The sequence below is a fragment of the Pantoea sp. B_9 genome, from assembly GCF_008632015.1.
Lineage (GTDB): Bacteria > Pseudomonadota > Gammaproteobacteria > Enterobacterales > Enterobacteriaceae > Pantoea > Pantoea dispersa.
On sequence record NZ_VWVL01000001.1, the window covers coordinates 930,055 to 947,492 of the forward strand.

The window sequence follows — 17,438 nt, forward strand, 5'->3', positions numbered from 1 at the left end:
ATTGAACAAAAGTCATACGCCAGGCATTGCAGTTATCGTAGCGGCGCAATTTATTGCGCGATGAATCGCGCCGCTACAACTGCAATGCGGTGTTCACCCTCAGCTCTTCAATTTGGGGTCCAGCGCGTCGCGCAGGCCGTCGCCCAGCAGATTGAACGCCAGCACGGTGAGAAAAATCGCCAGGCTGGGGAAGATCGCCACGTGCGGTGCAATCACCATATCGGCGCGCGCTTCGTTGAGCATCGCGCCCCACTCCGGCGTCGGCGGCTGCGCACCCAGGCCGAGAAATGACAGGCTGGCAGCGGTGATGATCGAAGTACCGATACGCATGGTGAAATAGACCACAATCGACGACACCGTACCGGGCAAAATGTGACGCATGATAATGGTCCAGTCGGAGGCACCAATACTGCGCGCCGACTCGATATAGGTCTGATGTTTCAGCACCAGCGTATTGCCACGCACCAGACGGGCAAATGCCGGAATACTGAAAATCGCCACTGCCACAATCACGTTGCTCATGCCGCTGCCCATGATCGCCACCACCGCGATCGCCAGCAGAATGCCGGGAAAAGCAAACAACACGTCGCAGATGCGCATGGTGATGCGATCCCACCAGCCTTCGTAATAGCCCGCCAGCAGCCCCAGCACGGTGCCGATCACCGTGCCAATCGCCACCGAGAAGAAGCCGGCGATCAGCGAAATGCGCGTCCCGACCAGCACCCGGCTGAAGATATCGCGTCCAAGGGAATCGACGCCAAACAGATGCATCCACGACGGCCCTTCGTTGAGCCGGTCGTAGTCAAAATAGTTTTCGGCATCAAACGGGGCGATCCACGGGGCGATAAACGCCACCACAATCAGCAGCAGTACAAATGCGCCCGCCAGCAGCGCCACATGCTGACGGCGAAAGCGCCGCCAGAATTCACGCCACGGCGTGCGAACCCGGTTTTCCGTCATCAGCGGCAGGGATTTCAGTGCCGCCTCGCGTCGCCAGTTCTTCAATTGCGACTCCTTACCTGTAGCGAATAGCCGGGTTGATCGCCGCGTAGAGCATATCGACGATCAGGTTAATCAGAATGAACTCCAGCGAGAACAGCAGCACCTCGGCCTGAATCACCGGGTAATCGCGCATCTCCACCGAATCCACCAGCAGACGGCCCAGTCCGGGCCAGTTAAACACCACTTCCACCACAATCGAGCCGCCGAGCAGAAAGCCGAACTGCAGCCCCATCATGGTGACCACCGGAATCATGGCATTGCGCAGCCCGTGTTTGACCACCACCAGCGATTCGCGCACCCCTTTGGCCCGCGCGGTGCGCATATAATCTTCCTGCATCACCTCAACGAACGAAGCGCGGGTAAAGCGCGCCATCACCGCGGCCACGGCGGCACCGAGCGTAATCGACGGCAGAATGTAGTGCTGCCAGCTGTCGGCACCCACCGTCGGCAGCCAGCCGAGCTCGACCGAAAAGACCTGCATCAGCAGCATGCCCAGCGCAAACGCCGGAAAGGAGATGCCGGAAACCGCCAGCGTCATGCCGATGCGATCCGGCCAGCGATTGCGCCATACCGCCGAAACGATGCCGATCGCCATGCCAAACAGTACCGCCCACACCATGCTGCTCAGCGTCAGCCACAGAGTAGGAAAAAAGCGCGCGGCAATTTCGGCAGAGACCGGCCGCTTTGACACCATCGACTGACCAAAATCACCCTGCAAAGCATTGAGGATAAAGTGCCAGAATTGCTGAATCAGCGGCTGATCGAGCCCCAGCTCCTGACGCACCAGCGCCACCACTGAGGCATCCGCTTCCGGTCCGGCAATCAGGCGCGCCGGGTCGCCCGGCAGCAGATGCACGAACAGGAACACCAGCACTGCGACAATCAGCAGCGTGGGAATCAGCCCGAGCAGGCGTTTAAGAAAATAGTTGAGCATGCGAAATCCCGCGCAGCATCGGCCAGCCCCGTAAGGCTGGCCGCGTCTGTTACTTCAGATCCGCCTCATCAAAATTGAATGAGGTATCGGGCATGACGTAAAAACCGGTCAGGTTTTTATTGTTCGCAGACAGCAGCTGCTCCACCACCAGCGGAATCCACGGGTGATCGTTCCAGATGCGGTCCTGCGCGTCTTTATACAGTCTGGCTTTCTGGTCGCGATCGGTGGTCTTCAGCGCATCCGCCAGATCTTTATCCACCTGCGGGTTGCTGTAGAACGCGGTGTTGAAGATCGCCGGTGGCCACGAGCTGGTGGCGAACAGCGGCGTCAGCGCCCAGTCGGCTTCACCGGTAGAAGCTGACCAGCCGGTGTAGAACATGCGCACACCGCTCTCTTTCTGCCCTTTACTCTCCACTTCCGCCGCACGCTGGCCGGCATCCATCGCCGTGACTTTTACCTTCACGCCTACCTGCGCCAGCTGCTGCTGGGTAAACTGCAGCACTTTCTGCGCGGTGCTGTGGTTATGCGATGACCACAGCGTGGTTTCGAAACCGTTCGGGTAGCCCGCTTCCTTCAGCAACTCGCGCGCTTTGGCCGGATCGTATTTGATGGCCGGATAGCTCTGGGCAAAATCAATGCGCGGCGGCACGATGCCGGTAGCTGGCGTGGCGTAACCGGCAAAGGCCACTTTGGCCAGCGCCTGGCGATTGATGGCGTACTCCAGCGCTTCACGCACTTTCGGGTTATCGAACGGCTTTTGTGTCACGTTGAGGCTAATGTAACGCTGCATGATCGATGGTGTGGTCACCACATCCAGCTTGCTATTGCCCTGCAACAGTTTGGCCTGCTCTAACGGCACCGGGAAGGCAAAGCTGGCCTCGCCGGTTTGCAGCATCGCCGCGCGGGTGTTGTTATCCACCACCGGACGCCAGGTAATGCTGTCGAGTTTCGGATAGCCTGGTTTCCAGTAGCCCGACCACTTTTTCACTTTGACAAAGTCGGTCTGGTTCCAAGTGTCAAAGGTATAAGGTCCGGTGCCTACCGGATGGAAACCGATGTCCTTGCCATATTTTTTCAGCGCGGTTGGCGAAATCATCACCGCAGCCGGATGCGCCAGATTGTTGATAAACGCTGAGAACGGCTGCTTCAGGGTAATTTTCACCGTGGACGGATCGACCACTTCGGTGGTGGCGATATATTTAAACAGGTTATAGCGCTTGAGATGGTTGTCCGGATTGCTGGCGCGGTCGAGGTTGACCTTCACCGCTTCGGCATTGAAATCCGTGCCATCCTGGAATTTCACGCCCGGACGCAGTTTGATGGTGTAAGTCAGCCCATCGCTGCTGGCCTGATAGCTTTCGGCCAGCACGTTGACCAGCTTCATGTCTTTATCGAAGCCGAACAGGCCCTGATAGAAAGACTTGGCCACCGCCTGCGACAGCGTGTCGTTGGCGTCGTACGGATCCAGCGTGGTGAAGGTCGACGCCACGGCAATCACCGCATCTTTGGCCGCCCAGGCGGGCAGCGCCAGCGCCGAACTCAACAACCCGGCAGTGATAACCCCTTTTCGCATGATATGGTGCATCGTTATCGTTCTCCTGTAGTCCCTGTCTTGCGCGCCCTGCACAGAGGGCGCGGTTGGTTGCTGCTCAGGCGCCGCTAATGGCATGGCGGGCGACAAAATGGCCCGGCGCCACTTCCAGTAACGGTGCCACTTCCGGCTCATCACCCAGCGGGCGAATCGGGCTGGGGATCTCATCGACCATCAGCGCCCGCTCGCGGTGCCGATGCGCCGGATCGGCCACCGGCACCGCGGCCATCAGTTTTTTGGTATAAGGATGGCGCGGCTGTTCGAACACCGCCTGACGCGGTCCCATCTCCACAATCTGCCCGAGATACATCACCGCCACGCGATGGCTGATGCGCTCCACCACCGCCATGTCGTGCGAAATAAACAGGAAGGCGATGCCAAATTCACGCTGTAAATCCAGCATCAGATTGATGATCTGCGCCTGGATCGACACATCCAGCGCGGAGACGGACTCGTCGGCGATCACCACTTTAGGATTGAGCGCCAGCGCGCGTGCGATGCAGATACGCTGGCGCTGACCGCCAGAAAACTCGTGCGGGTAGCGCTGCGCGTGTTCGGGTAGCAGACCGACGCGTTCCAGCAGCCAGGCGACGCGTTTCTCTGCCTGCGCGCGCCCCATGCTGCGATGCACCAGCAGCGGCTCCATAATTGAAAAGCCGACGGTAAGGCGCGGATCGAGCGACGCATACGGATCCTGAAAGATAAACTGAATATCGCGGCGCAGCGTGGCCAGCGCCCTGCCCTGCAGTGCATCAATGCGCTGGCCGTCAAAGGTGATGCTGCCGCCCTGGCTGGCGACCAGCCGCAGCAGCGAGCGTCCGGTGGTGGATTTGCCGCAGCCGGACTCGCCCACCAGCGCGAGGGTTTCGCCTGCATAAAGATCGAAACTGACTTTTTCCACCGCGTGGACGCGGCGCTTCACCCGATTGAGCAGCCCGCCACGAATATCAAAGCGCGTCACCAGATCGCGCACCTGTAAAATCGGCGGACGATCGTGACGCACGGTATCCTGCGGCGTGCTGGCCTCTTCGCGGCCGTTGGTATGCAGCAGCGGAAACTTCGCCGGCAGCGGCTGGCCGCTCATCGCCCCGAGCTTTGGCACGGCCGCCAGCAGCGCGCGGGTATACGGCTGCTGCGGCGCGTCGAACAACTGCTGCACCGGCGCGCGCTCAACCACATCGCCGCGATACATCACCTGCACGCGATCGGCCATCTCCGCCACCACGCCCATATCATGGGTAATAAAGATGACGCCCATCTGCATCTCTTTTTGCAGCACGCGAATCAGCTGCAGAATCTGCGCCTGGATGGTGACGTCCAGCGCGGTGGTCGGCTCATCGGCAATCAGCAGCGCCGGCTTGCACGACAGCGCCATGGCGATCATCACGCGCTGGCGCATACCGCCGGAGAGCTGATGCGGATAGCGCGACAGCACATTGTGCGCTTCCGGAATGCGCACCAGATCCAGCATGCGTCGCGCTTCGGCCTGCGCCTGCTGGTGACTTTTACCCTGATGCAAACGAATAGATTCGGCGATCTGTTCACCGACGGTGAACACCGGGTTGAGCGACGTCATCGGCTCCTGAAAGATCATCGCCATGTCCGCACCGCGCACCCGGCGCATCTGGCTGGCGGACGCCCGCATCACATCCAGCACCTCGCCGTTGCGCCGTCGCAGCAGGATTTCACCGCTGACCGCGCCGCCGGCCTGTGCAATCAGACGCATCAGCGCCAGCGACGTCACCGATTTGCCCGAGCCCGATTCGCCCACCAGCGCCAGCGTTTCTCCGCGATGCAGATCGAGTGAAAGTTGCCGCACGGCGTCCGTCACGCGCCCTTCATGCTCAAAGCGCACGCAGAGATCGCGTACCGCCAGCACCTGCTGCGGCGCAAACTGCTGCTGTAGATCCGTCATGCCTGCTCCTTAGCTGTCGCGGTAAATCGCCACCTCAACCTCGCCGCCCACATAAGCGAATCCGCGGTACATGCCTTCGCTGTTAAACGGCAGCGCCACGTTGCCGTGGGCATCAACGGCAATCAGCCCGCCGCTGCCCTCCAGCTCCTGCACTTTGTCATGAATTACACTGGCGGTGGCCTGTTGCAGCGAACGACCGCCATATTCCATCTGCGCTGAGACATCGTAAGCCGCCAGCGTACGAATAAACACTTCGCCGGTACCGGTACAGGAGACCGCCACGGTGGCGTTGTTGGCATAGCAGCCGGCGCCCGCCAGCGGTGAATCGCCGACGCGGCCCGCCTGCTTGTTGGTCATGCCGCCGGTGGAGGTGGCGGCCGCCAGATTACCCTGCAAATCGAGCGCCACCGCACCCACCGTGCCAAATTTGCGATCCGGGTCCAGCGGATCGCTCCCCTGCGCCGCGCCATCATGATCCAGCAGCATTTGTTCGCTGCCCAGCGCGCGCTGCAGTTGCTCCCAGCGTTCTGGCGTCGAGAAGAAATCAGGCTCGACCGGCGTCAGCCCCTGTTGCGCGGCAAAGGCTTCCGCCCCGCTGCCAATAAAGAGTACATGCGGACTGGCTTCCAGCACTTTACGCGCGGCAAGAATCGGATTGCGGATACGGCTGACGCCAGCGACGGCGCCGATATCCAGCGTACGGCCATCCATCAGGCTGGCATCCAGTTCATGGGTGCCCTGATGGGTGAACACGGCACCTCTGCCGGCATTGAACAGCGGGCACTCTTCCAGCAGCCGCACCGCTTCGGTCACGGCATCCAGCGCGCTACCGCCGCTGGCCAGAATCTGCTGGCCGGCGCTGACAATCGCGGCCAGCTGCTGACGATAGTGCTGCTCTTTTTCGGCGCTCATTGCCGCACGCGTAATCGCGCCGGCGCCGCCGTGAATTGCGATAACTGCTTTAGCCATAACCGTTACCCTGTCAAGGAATCAGAGCCAAAAACACTGATTTAGAATGGTTTTCATCTTTTTTTGGCAATTTTCGACTATAGAAAGCCCCTCCCTGCTTGTAAAGCAGAAAGTGTATCAGCGGTCATAACCTTTTAATGTGGATTATGCTTTTTTGTCGCATGTGACTCAGCGGACAAATGCCACCATAATAGACAGCATTCGCCTTTAACCCGACAGAGATGGACATGGAACCTTTTACCGCCGGACTGATTTCCCTTGAAGACGCGCAGCAGAAAATGCTGCAGCAGCTGCAACCGATTAGCGATTGCCTGAGCGTCGCGCTGGCCGATGCCGCCGGGCGCATCACCGCGAAGCCGGTGATTTCGCCGCTGGACGTGCCGCCGTTCGATAACTCTGCGATGGACGGCTACGCGCTGCGCCTGAGCGACCTGTCCGCTGACCGCGTGTTGCCGGTAGCGGGCAAAGCGTTTGCCGGCGCCCCGTTTAATGGCGAGTGGCCAGCCGGCAGCGTGATTCGCATCATGACCGGCGCACCGATTCCTGCCGGCTGTGACGCCGTGGTGATGCAGGAGCAAACCGAATCGCGTGACGGCGGCATTGTCATCGCTGCGCCAGTGCGTGCCGGGCAAAATATTCGCCGCATCGGGGAAGATATTCAGGCCGGTAAGCAGGTACTGGATGCCGGCGTGCGGCTTGGTGCCGCGGAGCTGCCGCTGCTGGCGTCGCTGGGTATTGCGGAGGTCAGCGTGCTGCGTAAGCTGCGCGTGGCCATTTTCTCCACCGGTGACGAACTGCAGGCGGTGGGCCAGCCGCTGGAAGAGGGCCAGATTTATGACACCAACCGCTTCACCGTGGCGCTGATGCTGCGCAAACTTGGCTGCGAGGTGATCGATCTTGGCGTGATCGCTGACGATCCCGCGAAGCTGCGCCAGGCCTTCAGCGAAGCCGATCGCCAGGCCGATGTGGTGATCAGCACCGGTGGTGTGTCAGTGGGTGAGGCGGATTTCACCAAAGCGATGCTCGAAGAGCTGGGTGCGATTACCTTCTGGAAACTGGCGATCAAGCCCGGCAAGCCGTTTGCCTTTGGCCGTCTGGCCAACAGCTGGTTCTGCGGGTTGCCGGGCAATCCGGTGTCGGCGGCCGTGACCTTCTATCAGCTGGTGCAGCCGCTGCTGGCCACGCTGACCGGCCAGACCACGCGCATCATGCCGCTGCGCCAGCGCGCGCGCGCAACGCAGCGTCTGAAGAAAGCGCCGTGCCGACTCGATTTTCAGCGCGGCATCCTCAGTCGCGGCGATGATGGCGTACTGGAAGTGCGCAGCACCGGTGCGCAGGGCTCGCACGTGTTCAGTTCCTTTGCGCTGGCCGACTGCTTTATTGTGCTGGAGCGCGATCGCGGTGACGTTGAGCCGGGCGAATGGGTTGATGTCGAGGCCTTCAACAGCCTGCTGGAGGGCTAATGCACACAGAGCTGAGCGATGAAGAGATGCTGCGCTACAACCGGCAGATTGTGCTGCGCGGCTTCGATTTCGACGGCCAGGAACGGCTAAAAGCCTCACGGGTGCTTATCGTTGGCCTGGGCGGACTGGGCTGTGCCGCCGCGCCCTATCTTGCCGCCGCCGGCGTCGGTCATCTGACGCTGCTGGATTTCGATCGCGTCAGCCTGAGTAATCTGCAGCGCCAGATTCTGCACAGCGATGCGCGCATCGGCATGGCAAAAGTCGCCTCGGCCCGTCAGCAGCTGGCGGCGCTCAATCCGCACTGCACGCTGGAGCCGATCGATGCGCAGCTGGATGAAGCCGCGCTCGGCGAACTGATTGCGCGTCACGATGCGGTGCTGGACTGCAGCGACAATGTCACCACGCGCGAACAGGTGAACCGCGGATGTTTTCAGCATCGGGTGCCGCTGATCTCCGGCGCCGCCATCCGCATGGAAGGCCAGCTCAGCGTATTCACCTGGCAGCCCGGCGAGCCCTGCTACCGCTGCATCAGCCGTCTGTTCGGCGAGCAGACGCTGAGCTGTGTCGAAGCCGGCGTGATGGCTCCGCTGGTCGGCGTGGTGGGTGCGATGCAGGCGATGGAAACGCTGAAGGTGCTGAGCGCCTTTGGCCAGCCGGCCAGCGCGCGACTGCTGATGTACGATGCGATGAGCGCCGAGTTTCGCAGCCTGAAAGTGGCGCAGGATGCGCAGTGTGAAGTGTGTGGCCAGCGTGAGGAATAACGCCGGGGCGTGACATAAGCGTCAGGTATTGCTGAGCGGCGCAATTTATCAGGCGATAAATTGCGCCGCTGATGATGGAGGCTGCTAAACGGCTATGCCGTTAGACGATGCCCTGGCTGCGCAGGTAATCTTCGTAGTTGCCGGTGAAGTCAACGATGCGATCGCCTTTCATCTCGATGACGCGCGTCGCCAGCGAGCTGACGAACTCACGGTCGTGCGAGACGAAAATCAGCGTGCCTTCGTACATCTCCAGCGCCATGTTCAGTGACTCGATCGACTCCATATCCAGGTGGTTAGTCGGTTCGTCCATCACCAGGATGTTTGGCTTCTGCATCATCAGCTTGCCAAACAGCATGCGGCCCTTCTCACCACCGGACAGCACTTTCGCTGGCTTCTTAATGTCGTCGTGGCTGAACAGCAGACGACCAAGAATACTGCGCACCGCCTGTTCGTCGTCGCCTTCCTGCTTCCACTGGCTCATCCAGTCGAACACGCTCAGGTCGTCAGCAAAATCTTCGGCGTGATCCTGCGCGTAGTAACCAATGCGCGCATTCTCCGACCATTTCACCGTGCCGCTATCCGGCTGCAGTTCGCCGACCAGCGTTTTCAGCAGCGTGGATTTACCAATACCGTTGGCGCCGAGGATGGCCAGTTTCTCACCCACTTCCAGCAGCAGGTTAAGATTTTTAAACAGCGGGCCGTTATCAAATCCTTTGGTCAGCGCTTCCACTTCCAGCGCATTACGGAACAGCTTTTTATCCTGCTCGAAACGAATATACGGGTTCTGACGGCTGGAGGCTTTTACCTCATCCAGTTTGATTTTATCAATCTGCTTCGCGCGCGAGGTGGCCTGACGCGATTTTGAGGCGTTGGCGCTAAAGCGGCTAACGAAGGATTGCAGATCGGCAATTTGCGCTTTCTTCTTGGCGTTATCCGCTAATAAACGCTCGCGCGCCTGTGTCGCCGCCGTCATATATTCGTCATAATTGCCGGGATAAACGCGCAGCTCACCGTAATCCAGATCCGCCATATGCGTACACACCATATTCAGGAAGTGACGGTCATGCGAAATGATGATCATGGTACTGTCACGTTCGTTCAGCACCTGCTCCAGCCAGCGAATGGTGTCAATATCCAGGTTGTTGGTCGGTTCGTCGAGTAACAAAATATCCGGGTTAGCAAATAATGCCTGCGCCAGCAGCACACGCAATTTCCAGCCTGGGGCAATTTCACTCATCGGACCGTAATGCTGCTCCACCGGAATGCCCACGCCGAGTAATAATTCTCCGGCGCGTGATTCGGCACTGTAACCGTCCATTTCACCGTAGGCGACCTCAAGGTCGGCGACTTTATAGCCTTCCTCTTCGCTCATTTCCGGCAATGCATATATGCGATCGCGCTCCTGCTTCACCGCCCACAATTCCTGGTGACCCATAATCACGGTATCCAGCACGCTATATTGCTCGAAAGCAAACTGATCCTGGCGAAGCTTACCGATGCGCTCATTGGGGTCGAGGGAAACATTTCCGTTAGTCGGAACCAGGTCGCCGCCCAGTATTTTCATGAAGGTCGATTTACCGCTGCCGTTCGCACCGATTAAACCGTAACGATTACCGCCGCCAAATTTAACGGAGATATTCTCAAACAGTGGCTTACTGCCGAACTGCATAGTGATATTGCTGGAAACTAACACGGCATTGACCTTTGTTACGCAGTGGAGGAAAAAACAGCGGGCATTATGCCAGAAGCGGCCTGGATGAGCCACCTCTGCACCCGGATACGCAGAGGCAAGGCGGAGAACACCTTGTTGCCAGAGGTAAAATAATTGCGACCGTGCCGGACAGGTTATCCACGGTGCGGGAAATGAGCCGCCGCCCGTGCCCGGAGCGAGGCCAATAAAAAAGCCGGAGACGCTGACGCCCCCGGCTCCCGCTTACAAGGATTGTGCAGATTATTTGATCAGGAAGCTGTCGAGGCTTTTACCTGCATCCAGCGCTTTTTTAATCGCAGCTGGGGTACGGCCCTGACCGGTCCATGATTTCTCTTCACCGTTTTCGTCGGTGTAAGAATATTTCGCCGGACGCGGCGCACGCTTGGCGCGTTTTTTACCGGTTTCCAGTGCACCCAGTAATTCGTTCGGGTCGATACCGTCTGCCAGCAGCATTTCACGGTATTTAGACAGCTTCTCTTCTTTTTCGCGGTTCTGCGCTTCTTCCGCTTCAACTTCGTCGCGGCGCTCAGTCACCACGACGGTTAATTTTTCCAGAATTTCTTCCAGATCGCTCAGTGGCAGTTCACGAGCCTGTGCACGTAATGTGCGAATGTTGTTCAGAACTTTAAATGCGTCACTCATCACAATGTCCTTGCTTAAGGGGGTTAAATAAACTGTAGTGGCAAGATTACCCAATTCAAATAAAAAAATAAATTAATTTTGCAGACCGGATTAATCCGAATGGATTAGCATATTCCTGGCAGGCGCGTTTAAACCCAATGTGCGGCGTGAATTAACGGTGAATTAACATCAGCGGTTCAGTACCACCGGCTGGAACTGGAATCGATTTCATTGCTTATTCACGCGTAGGAAACAAGCGTTTAGCGCTTATTGTGCGCTGAGGCAGTAGTCAGGATAAAGGTAAAAAAACATTAATAGTGTAAGTAAAATCCGTTTTTAACGCGGATGGCATTAGCGTCACAGATGCGAGCAATATCTCATTTTGCCATTAAATAAATAAAAAAAGGCCGGTTGTTAACCGGCCATCATGCAAAAATCGTATGTCTTTGGTTATCCGCTTTTCTTCACTGCCGGTCGCAATAGCTGGGGCACCGGCGCATCAGACAGCCGGTCGTGCAAATAATGTTCAATCTGCTCCAGCGAACGATGGCGTGTTTCCGGTACCCAGCGAATAACAAAAATCGCGCCGCCTATGCCAATCAGCGCGAAAATAAAGAACGCGCCGGATAAGCCAACCGACGCCAGCAGAACCGGGAACAGCAGAGAAATAAGAAAATTGGCGATCCACAACGCAAATACCGCGCCGCCCATAAAAATACCGCGTAACCGTGTGGGGAAAATTTCTGACAGCAGCAGCCAGGTCACCGGCGATAACGCGCCCTGCTGGAAACTCAGAAACATCAGCATACCCAGCAGCACCATATAACTGCGTAAGATATCCGGCTGACCGTTAACTGTTTCCGGCATCAGGTAACTGACGGTGCCAATAAACACCAGACAGGCGGTACAACCAAACTGACCTATCATCGTCATGGTGCGGCGACCGATGCGCCCCAGCAGCCAGATCCCCACAAAGGTCATTAATACCGAGACCGCGCCATTGGCAATGGTGGCAAACAGCGCAGCGTCATTGCTCATCCCCACCGCTTTCAGCATGGTCGGCGCGTAGTACATGATGGTATTCACGCCGGTCAGTTGCTGGATGGCGGCAATACCGATACCGATCAGGAACAGTTTGATCAGCCATGGCTGGCGCAGTTCCCGCAGACGCGGACGCTGCTGTTGCTCGTCCGACAGCGTCTCTTCGATCTCCATCATCTCCCACTCAACGTCTTCGCGCGCGCGGGTGCGTTCCAGCACCTTGCGCGCCTCAGCGAGACGGCCTTTCATGGCATACCAGCGCGGCGTGTCCGGCATAAACATCATCCCGAACCACAGCAGCACCGCCGGCAGCGTGGCGACCGCCAGCATCCAGCGCCAGGTCGTGTCGCCCCCCCAGGCTGCGTTGAAGCCGGCGTTCGACATATAGGCCAGCATTTGGCCGGAAACGATCATCAGCTCCTGCATGGTCACCAGCTGACCCCGTTTGTTGGCCGGTGCCATTTCGGCGATATACACCGGTACGGTGGCGGACGCACCGCCCACGGCCACGCCAAGGACCAGGCGGAAGAAAATCATCCAGCTGACATCAGGTGCCAGTGCGGTACCCAGCGCGCCGAGTGCAAAAATAATCGCCAGTACCAGAATAATTTTTCTCCGCCCGACCGCGGCGGCAAAGTGACCGGAAGCCAGTGCGCCAAACGCCGCGCCGAACAGCAGACTGCTGGTCACCAGCCCGGTGGTAAATGGGGTGAGATGCAGATCGTCGCCCATGAATAACAGTGCGCCGGAGATCACGCCGGTATCGTAGCCAAACAGCAAACCACCGAGGGTGGCAATCAGCGCAATGACTTTCACAAAAGGCTCGGTGCGCGTGCTACTGTTTGGCCCTGATGCCGGATTGGGCGTCATCCAGGTTTCGCGGGACATAACCAACTCCTTTCCTGAGATAAGAAGCCTTAAAATAGATTATTTCCACCACAATGAATAAATATGAAATTTAAATTTTGCGCCACGGGTCATTATCTTTGCCTTTAATTGAGATAATGATCACACAACCTGATTCAGGGCGCAGAGAAGTCAGTGCAAATTTTGCACAACAAACAGAAGGGAGAATATTTATTTCAAGTAAGGCGCTGACCGCACGCCGTGAATGCGGTCAGCGATGGCAGATTAATTGACTGCGGTGGCCGGACCAAAGACGTCATAGTCCGGCAGCGTCACCTGCTGATACGGCTCCCAGCCGCCGCCCAGCGCTTTATACAGCGCTACCAGGTCCAGCGCGCTTTGCATGCGCGCCTGGGTGGATTGCGCCTGCGACTGCGCCAGCTGGCGCTGGGCATCCAGCACCTCAAGGAAGGTGGAGATGCCCTGTTTGTAACTGTCACTGGCGAGGTCAAAGGCGCGCTGCAGTGCGCCGGTAGTCTCATCCAGCGCGGTAACCTGTTGCTGATCGGCGCGGTAGCTGACCAGCGCATTTTCCACATCCTGCAGCGCCGTCAGTACCGTCTGGCGATAATCGAGCGCCGCGCTCGCCTGCTGCGCGCGCGCCAGTTTCACGCTGGAAACCAGACGTCCGCCCTGAAAAATCGGGATCGACAGCGCCGGGCCGACGCTGAAGAAGTGGCTGCTCCAGTCGTCAAGGTAGCTGGCATCGGTGTTGCGCACGCCCAGCTGCCCGGTGAGCGACAGGCTGGGGAACAGGTTCGCGACCGATACGCCGATATTGGCGGTCTGCGCATGCAGATTCGCTTCAGCCTGGCGGATGTCCGGACGACGGCGCGCCAGCGTAGACGGAATGCCCACCGCCACCAGCTTCGGCAACGCCGGCAGCGCTTTGCTGCTCATCAGTTCGTTATCCAGCGCGCCCGGCGTTTTGCCCAGCAGCACTGCCAACCCGTTCATCGCCTGACGTTCCTGGGCCTGATACTGTGGCAGCTGCGCGTTAAGGGAGGCCAGCTGCGCACGGGCATTCTCAACGTCGGTGAGCGGCGCCAGACCGTTACGCTGCTGACTTTGCGTCAGCTCCCAGGTTTGCTGCGCCACGTTAATCTGCTGTTGCAGCGTCGCCAGCACCGCCTGCGCGCCGCGCAGCTGCAGATACGCGCGCGCGACCTCAGCTTCCAGCGACACCAGCGCATCATTACGCTGCTCAATCGCCGCCTGCTGCTGCGCGTCCGCCATCTCCATCTGGCGTCGTACTTTGCCCCATAAATCCAGTTCCCAGCTGGCGTCAAAGCTGCCCTGATACAGCGTGACCGAATGGGTCAGGCCGTTGAGCTGATCCGCCACGTCATCATCCACCTGATCGTATACCCCGTTGGATTTCAGCATGCCTTTCAGGCCGAGCTGCTGACGCGTCACTTTGGCCGAGCCGTTAAGCGACGGGAACAGCCCGCCACGTGCCTGCGCCAGCTGTTCGCGCGCACCGGCGATGCGCAGCACCGACTGTTGCAGCGTCAGGTTGCCGGCGATGGCGCGCTCAATCAGGCTATTGAGCTGCGGGTCGTTAAAGCTTTTCCACCACGAAGGATTGGTCGCGGACGCCAGCGGTTTTGAGGCTTCCTGAGACGGCAAATCACGGTAGCTACCGGGCGTGTGCGCCTGCGGCGGCTGATAATCGGGCCCGACGGCACAACCCGCCAGCAGCATGGACAGCGCCAGCAGCGTCAGCGACGGCGTAACGCGCGAAGAGGTGATCATGTTAATGTGCTCCTGCACTGCCTTCGCTCTTGATCGGCGAAAGCAACCAACAAAAAGGAATCAATAGCACGGCGACAATGCTCAGGCCCATGAACACGTCGATGTAAGCCAGAATACGCGCCTGGGCAATCATCTCCTGATAGAGCTGACCGCTGGCCAGCGTCAGCGGATCGCCCACTGCACTGGTAAAGTCACGAATCGCCTGCGCCCAGTGCTGCAGCGTGAGGTTGAACTGCTCATTGAGCGGCGACATGTTGTGCACCATGTGGGCCGATCGCACCTGTTCACGTTCGGTGATGCCGGCAGTGGCCAGCGAGATGCCGATCGAACCGGCCACGTTACGGAACATGGTGAACAGCGCGGAGGCATCCGCATTCAGGCGCTGCGGCACGGTGATAAAGGCAATGGTGGTGAGCGGCACAAACAGGAAGCCGAGACCAATCGACTGCGCGCTGCGCATCAGCACCAGCGTGGTGAAATCCACGTTGGGCGTCAGGGTGCTGGAATAGAAGAAGGCCAGCGCCAGACAGGTAAAGCCAAAGGCGATGATGTAGCGCGTCTGCACAATCGGCATCAGCTTCAACACCAGCGGGATGGTGAGCACGATCAGGACCGCGCCGGGCGACAGCACCAGCCCGGACCAGGTGGCGGTATAACCGAGATCCTGCTGTGCCAGCTGCGGTAACACCACCGAGCTGCCATAAAGAATCATCGCCATGCCCGCCATCAGCAGACCGGCCACCCAGAAGTTGCGGTCCTTCATCACCGTGATATCCACCACCGGCTTGCGCGCATACAGCAGCCAGTAAACCGCACCGACGATGCCGACGGCCGCCAGCATGGCAAACAGGCGAATGAAGTGTGAAGCGAACCAGTCTTCGTCCTCACCGCGATCGAGAAACACCTGCAAACAGCCGAGACCCAGGGTAATCAGGCTGATGCCGATATAGTCGATTTTCAGCCGGCCCTTTTCCCACTTGCGCTCCCACGGCGGATCTTCCAGCAGCTGATAGATCGCCAGCACCGTGAGGATCCCCACCGGAATATTAATAAAGAACACCCAGCGCCAGCTGTAGTTATCAGTGATCCAGCCACCGAGCGTCGGGCCAATGACCGGCGCGACAATAATGGCAATCGATGACAGGCCAAAAGCCTTGCCGCGATCTTCCGGCTTGAAGTAATCCAGCAGCACCGACTGCTGCACCGGTTGCAGCCCGCCGCCGAAGAAGCCCTGCAGTACGCGGAACAGAATGATTTGCCACAGCTCGGTGGCAATACCGCACAGGAAGGAGCAGATGGTAAACATCACGATGCAGATCAGGAAGAACTGCTTGCGCCCAAACAGGCGGCTGAAAAAGGCCGAGATCGGCAGCACAATGCCGTTGGCGACCAGATAAGAGGTCAGTACCCAGGTGGATTCATCGTAGCTGGATGACAGCGACCCGGCGATGTGCGGCAGCGCGACGTTAACGATGGTGGTGTCCAGAATCTCCATGAACACCGCCAGCGTTACCGTGATGGCAACCAGCCAGGGATTGCTGGCCGGACGCCAGCTTTCGCTCGCACTCATTCCACCGTCACCTTCGGTTCAACCGACAGGCCAAGCGGCAACGGATGATTCGGGTCGAGCCCTTTATCAATCACAATTTTCACCGGCACGCGTTGCACAATCTTCACGTAGTTACCGGTGGCGTTCTCGGCCGGGAAGGTAGAGAAGCGCGAGCCGGAGCCCATCTGCACGCTGTCGACGTGCCCTTCCAGCTTCATGTCCGGCCAGGCATCAACGCCAATCTCCACTTTATCGCCCGGATTCATGCGTGCCAGCTGCGACTCTTTGAAGTTGGCGGTGATCCAGATATCCGGCGATACCAGCGAAAACAGCGCGCTGCCAGCCTGCACCAGCGTACCGGGCTGCACGTTGCGTTTGGTGACGAAACCGTCATACGGCGCGCGTACTTCGGTGTAAGAGAGGTTAAGCTCGGCAGTGTTGAGCTGAGCCCGGGCTTGCTCGACCTGCTGCTGCCGCGCTTCGACATTGGTTTCCTGCTGGCGAATCTGCAACTGCACCTGCGAGGCCACTTCGACCTGCGCTTTGGCGCTCTGCAGCTGCGCTTCAGCCGAGCGTAACTGCGCAGCGGCGGTATCAATATTGCGCTGCGAGGTTGCGCGCGGGTCAACACCGCGCTGACGACGGTAATCCGCCTGCGCATTGAGTAAATTGGCCTGCGCCCGCGCCTGGTCGGCCAGCGCCTGATCGCGCTGCGCCGGATATTGCACCCGCGCCAGCGCCAGCTGCGCCTGCGCCTGATGCAGCTGCGCCTGCGCCAGACCGAGCTGTGCTTTGGCCTGATCGCGCTGTGCGGCGTTGTCACGCGGATCGATCAGCACCAGCAGATCGCCCTTCTTCACCCGCTGGTTATCTTTTACCAGCAGCTGCACCACGTAGCCCGACGCTTTGGGCGCGATGGTCACGGCATCGCCTTCGGTGAACGCATCGTCGGTGGTTTCAATGTTGCGCGTGCTAAACCAGAACCAGAATCCCACCAGCAGCATAATCACCACCACAATCGCCAGAATGATCAGCGGCTTTTTGCCGGGGCGTTTACGGGGTGATTGCTCGTTATCCTGACTGGAATCTGACGTGTTGTTGTCTTTTTGCTCATCGGCGGATGGCGGATTGTGGTTTTCACTCATAATTTGTCATCACTGGCTGGTAATCCCGATCCCCGGGCGAAACGGTCAACTTAACCTTAGATGGGAAATTGACAA

The 17,438-nt window shown here is 58.8% G+C and carries 13 protein-coding genes; 2 read left to right on the plus strand and 11 right to left on the minus strand.

The genetic code is table 11. The features are described 5' to 3' along the window. Positions 1-99: 99 nt before the first annotated feature. From gsiD to F3I21_RS04470, 5 genes are all read right to left on the minus strand, one after another. Entirely contained in the window at positions 100-1,005 is a 906-nt protein-coding gene (gene gsiD / locus F3I21_RS04450) for a glutathione ABC transporter permease GsiD (protein WP_058757796.1), read from the minus strand. 10 nt (positions 1,006-1,015) lie between these two features. After that, entirely contained in the window at positions 1,016-1,936 is a 921-nt protein-coding gene (gsiC, locus tag F3I21_RS04455; protein WP_058769519.1) for a glutathione ABC transporter permease GsiC, read from the minus strand. 49 nt (positions 1,937-1,985) lie between these two features. After that, entirely contained in the window at positions 1,986-3,521 is a 1,536-nt protein-coding gene (gene gsiB, locus F3I21_RS04460; protein WP_058757797.1) for a glutathione ABC transporter substrate-binding protein GsiB, read from the minus strand. A 64-nt stretch (positions 3,522-3,585) separates the two neighbouring features. Beyond that, a complete protein-coding gene (gene gsiA / locus F3I21_RS04465; protein ID WP_104092748.1) occupies positions 3,586-5,442 on the minus strand; it encodes a glutathione ABC transporter ATP-binding protein GsiA in 1,857 nt (618 codons plus the stop codon). A 9-nt stretch (positions 5,443-5,451) separates the two neighbouring features. Next, complete coding sequence (locus tag F3I21_RS04470; protein WP_058769516.1) at positions 5,452-6,411, minus strand: isoaspartyl peptidase/L-asparaginase family protein; 960 nt, start codon at positions 6,409-6,411, stop codon at positions 5,452-5,454. A 227-nt stretch (positions 6,412-6,638) separates the two neighbouring features. Here F3I21_RS04470 and moeA point away from each other — a divergent pair, with 227 nt between their 5' ends. Further along, positions 6,639-7,874 carry a molybdopterin molybdotransferase MoeA gene (gene moeA, locus F3I21_RS04475; RefSeq protein WP_304622843.1) on the plus strand — a complete coding sequence of 412 codons (1,236 nt, stop codon included), beginning with the start codon at positions 6,639-6,641 and terminating at the stop codon, positions 7,872-7,874. Next, positions 7,874-8,635, plus strand: a complete 762-nt coding sequence (gene moeB / locus F3I21_RS04480) for a molybdopterin-synthase adenylyltransferase MoeB (protein WP_058775343.1) — start codon at positions 7,874-7,876, stop codon at positions 8,633-8,635. Before moeA ends, moeB begins: the two co-directional genes overlap by 1 nt. A 100-nt stretch (positions 8,636-8,735) precedes the next feature. On the opposite strand, the gene F3I21_RS04485 is transcribed toward moeB, so the two are convergent. The 6 genes from F3I21_RS04485 to F3I21_RS04510 all read right to left on the minus strand — a co-directional run bounded on the left by F3I21_RS04485 (position 8,736) and on the right by F3I21_RS04510 (position 17,363). Continuing rightward, positions 8,736-10,328: an ABC-F family ATPase gene (locus F3I21_RS04485; protein ID WP_031279866.1), complete on the minus strand. Its 1,593-nt coding sequence runs from the start codon at positions 10,326-10,328 to the stop codon at positions 8,736-8,738. A gap of 258 nt (positions 10,329-10,586) precedes the next feature. Further along, positions 10,587-10,988, minus strand: coding sequence for an H-NS family nucleoid-associated regulatory protein (locus F3I21_RS04490; RefSeq protein ID WP_021508409.1), 402 nt, complete (start codon positions 10,986-10,988; stop codon positions 10,587-10,589). 429 nt (positions 10,989-11,417) lie between these two features. Continuing rightward, complete coding sequence (locus tag F3I21_RS04495; protein ID WP_059009020.1) at positions 11,418-12,896, minus strand: sugar porter family MFS transporter; 1,479 nt, start codon at positions 12,894-12,896, stop codon at positions 11,418-11,420. 243 nt (positions 12,897-13,139) lie between these two features. Then, positions 13,140-14,669, minus strand: coding sequence for an efflux transporter outer membrane subunit (locus tag F3I21_RS04500; protein ID WP_150058399.1), 1,530 nt, complete (start codon positions 14,667-14,669; stop codon positions 13,140-13,142). 1 nt (position 14,670) lies between these two features. Beyond that, positions 14,671-16,239, minus strand: a complete 1,569-nt coding sequence (locus tag F3I21_RS04505; protein WP_058775341.1) for a DHA2 family efflux MFS transporter permease subunit — start codon at positions 16,237-16,239, stop codon at positions 14,671-14,673. Beyond that, positions 16,236-17,363, minus strand: a complete 1,128-nt coding sequence (locus F3I21_RS04510) for an HlyD family secretion protein (RefSeq protein ID WP_021508413.1) — start codon at positions 17,361-17,363, stop codon at positions 16,236-16,238. The genes F3I21_RS04505 and F3I21_RS04510 overlap by 4 nt, the downstream gene beginning before the upstream one ends. Between the last annotated feature and the right edge of the window lie 75 nt (positions 17,364-17,438).

Coding starts and splice junctions, on each gene's coding strand:
- gsiC (WP_058769519.1), bottom strand. CDS start 1,936: ATGCTCAACTATTTTCTTAAACGCCTGCTCGGGCTGATTCCCACGCTG.
- gsiB (WP_058757797.1), bottom strand. CDS start 3,521: ATGCACCATATCATGCGAAAAGGGGTTATCACTGCCGGGTTGTTGAGT.
- gsiA (WP_104092748.1), bottom strand. CDS start 5,442: ATGACGGATCTACAGCAGCAGTTTGCGCCGCAGCAGGTGCTGGCGGTA.
- F3I21_RS04470 (WP_058769516.1), bottom strand. CDS start 6,411: ATGGCTAAAGCAGTTATCGCAATTCACGGCGGCGCCGGCGCGATTACG.
- moeA (WP_304622843.1), top strand. CDS start 6,639: ATGGAACCTTTTACCGCCGGACTGATTTCCCTTGAAGACGCGCAGCAG.
- moeB (WP_058775343.1), top strand. CDS start 7,874: ATGCACACAGAGCTGAGCGATGAAGAGATGCTGCGCTACAACCGGCAG.
- F3I21_RS04490 (WP_021508409.1), bottom strand. CDS start 10,988: ATGAGTGACGCATTTAAAGTTCTGAACAACATTCGCACATTACGTGCA.
- F3I21_RS04495 (WP_059009020.1), bottom strand. CDS start 12,896: ATGTCCCGCGAAACCTGGATGACGCCCAATCCGGCATCAGGGCCAAAC.
- F3I21_RS04500 (WP_150058399.1), bottom strand. CDS start 14,669: ATGATCACCTCTTCGCGCGTTACGCCGTCGCTGACGCTGCTGGCGCTG.
- F3I21_RS04505 (WP_058775341.1), bottom strand. CDS start 16,239: ATGAGTGCGAGCGAAAGCTGGCGTCCGGCCAGCAATCCCTGGCTGGTT.
- F3I21_RS04510 (WP_021508413.1), bottom strand. CDS start 17,363: ATGAGTGAAAACCACAATCCGCCATCCGCCGATGAGCAAAAAGACAAC.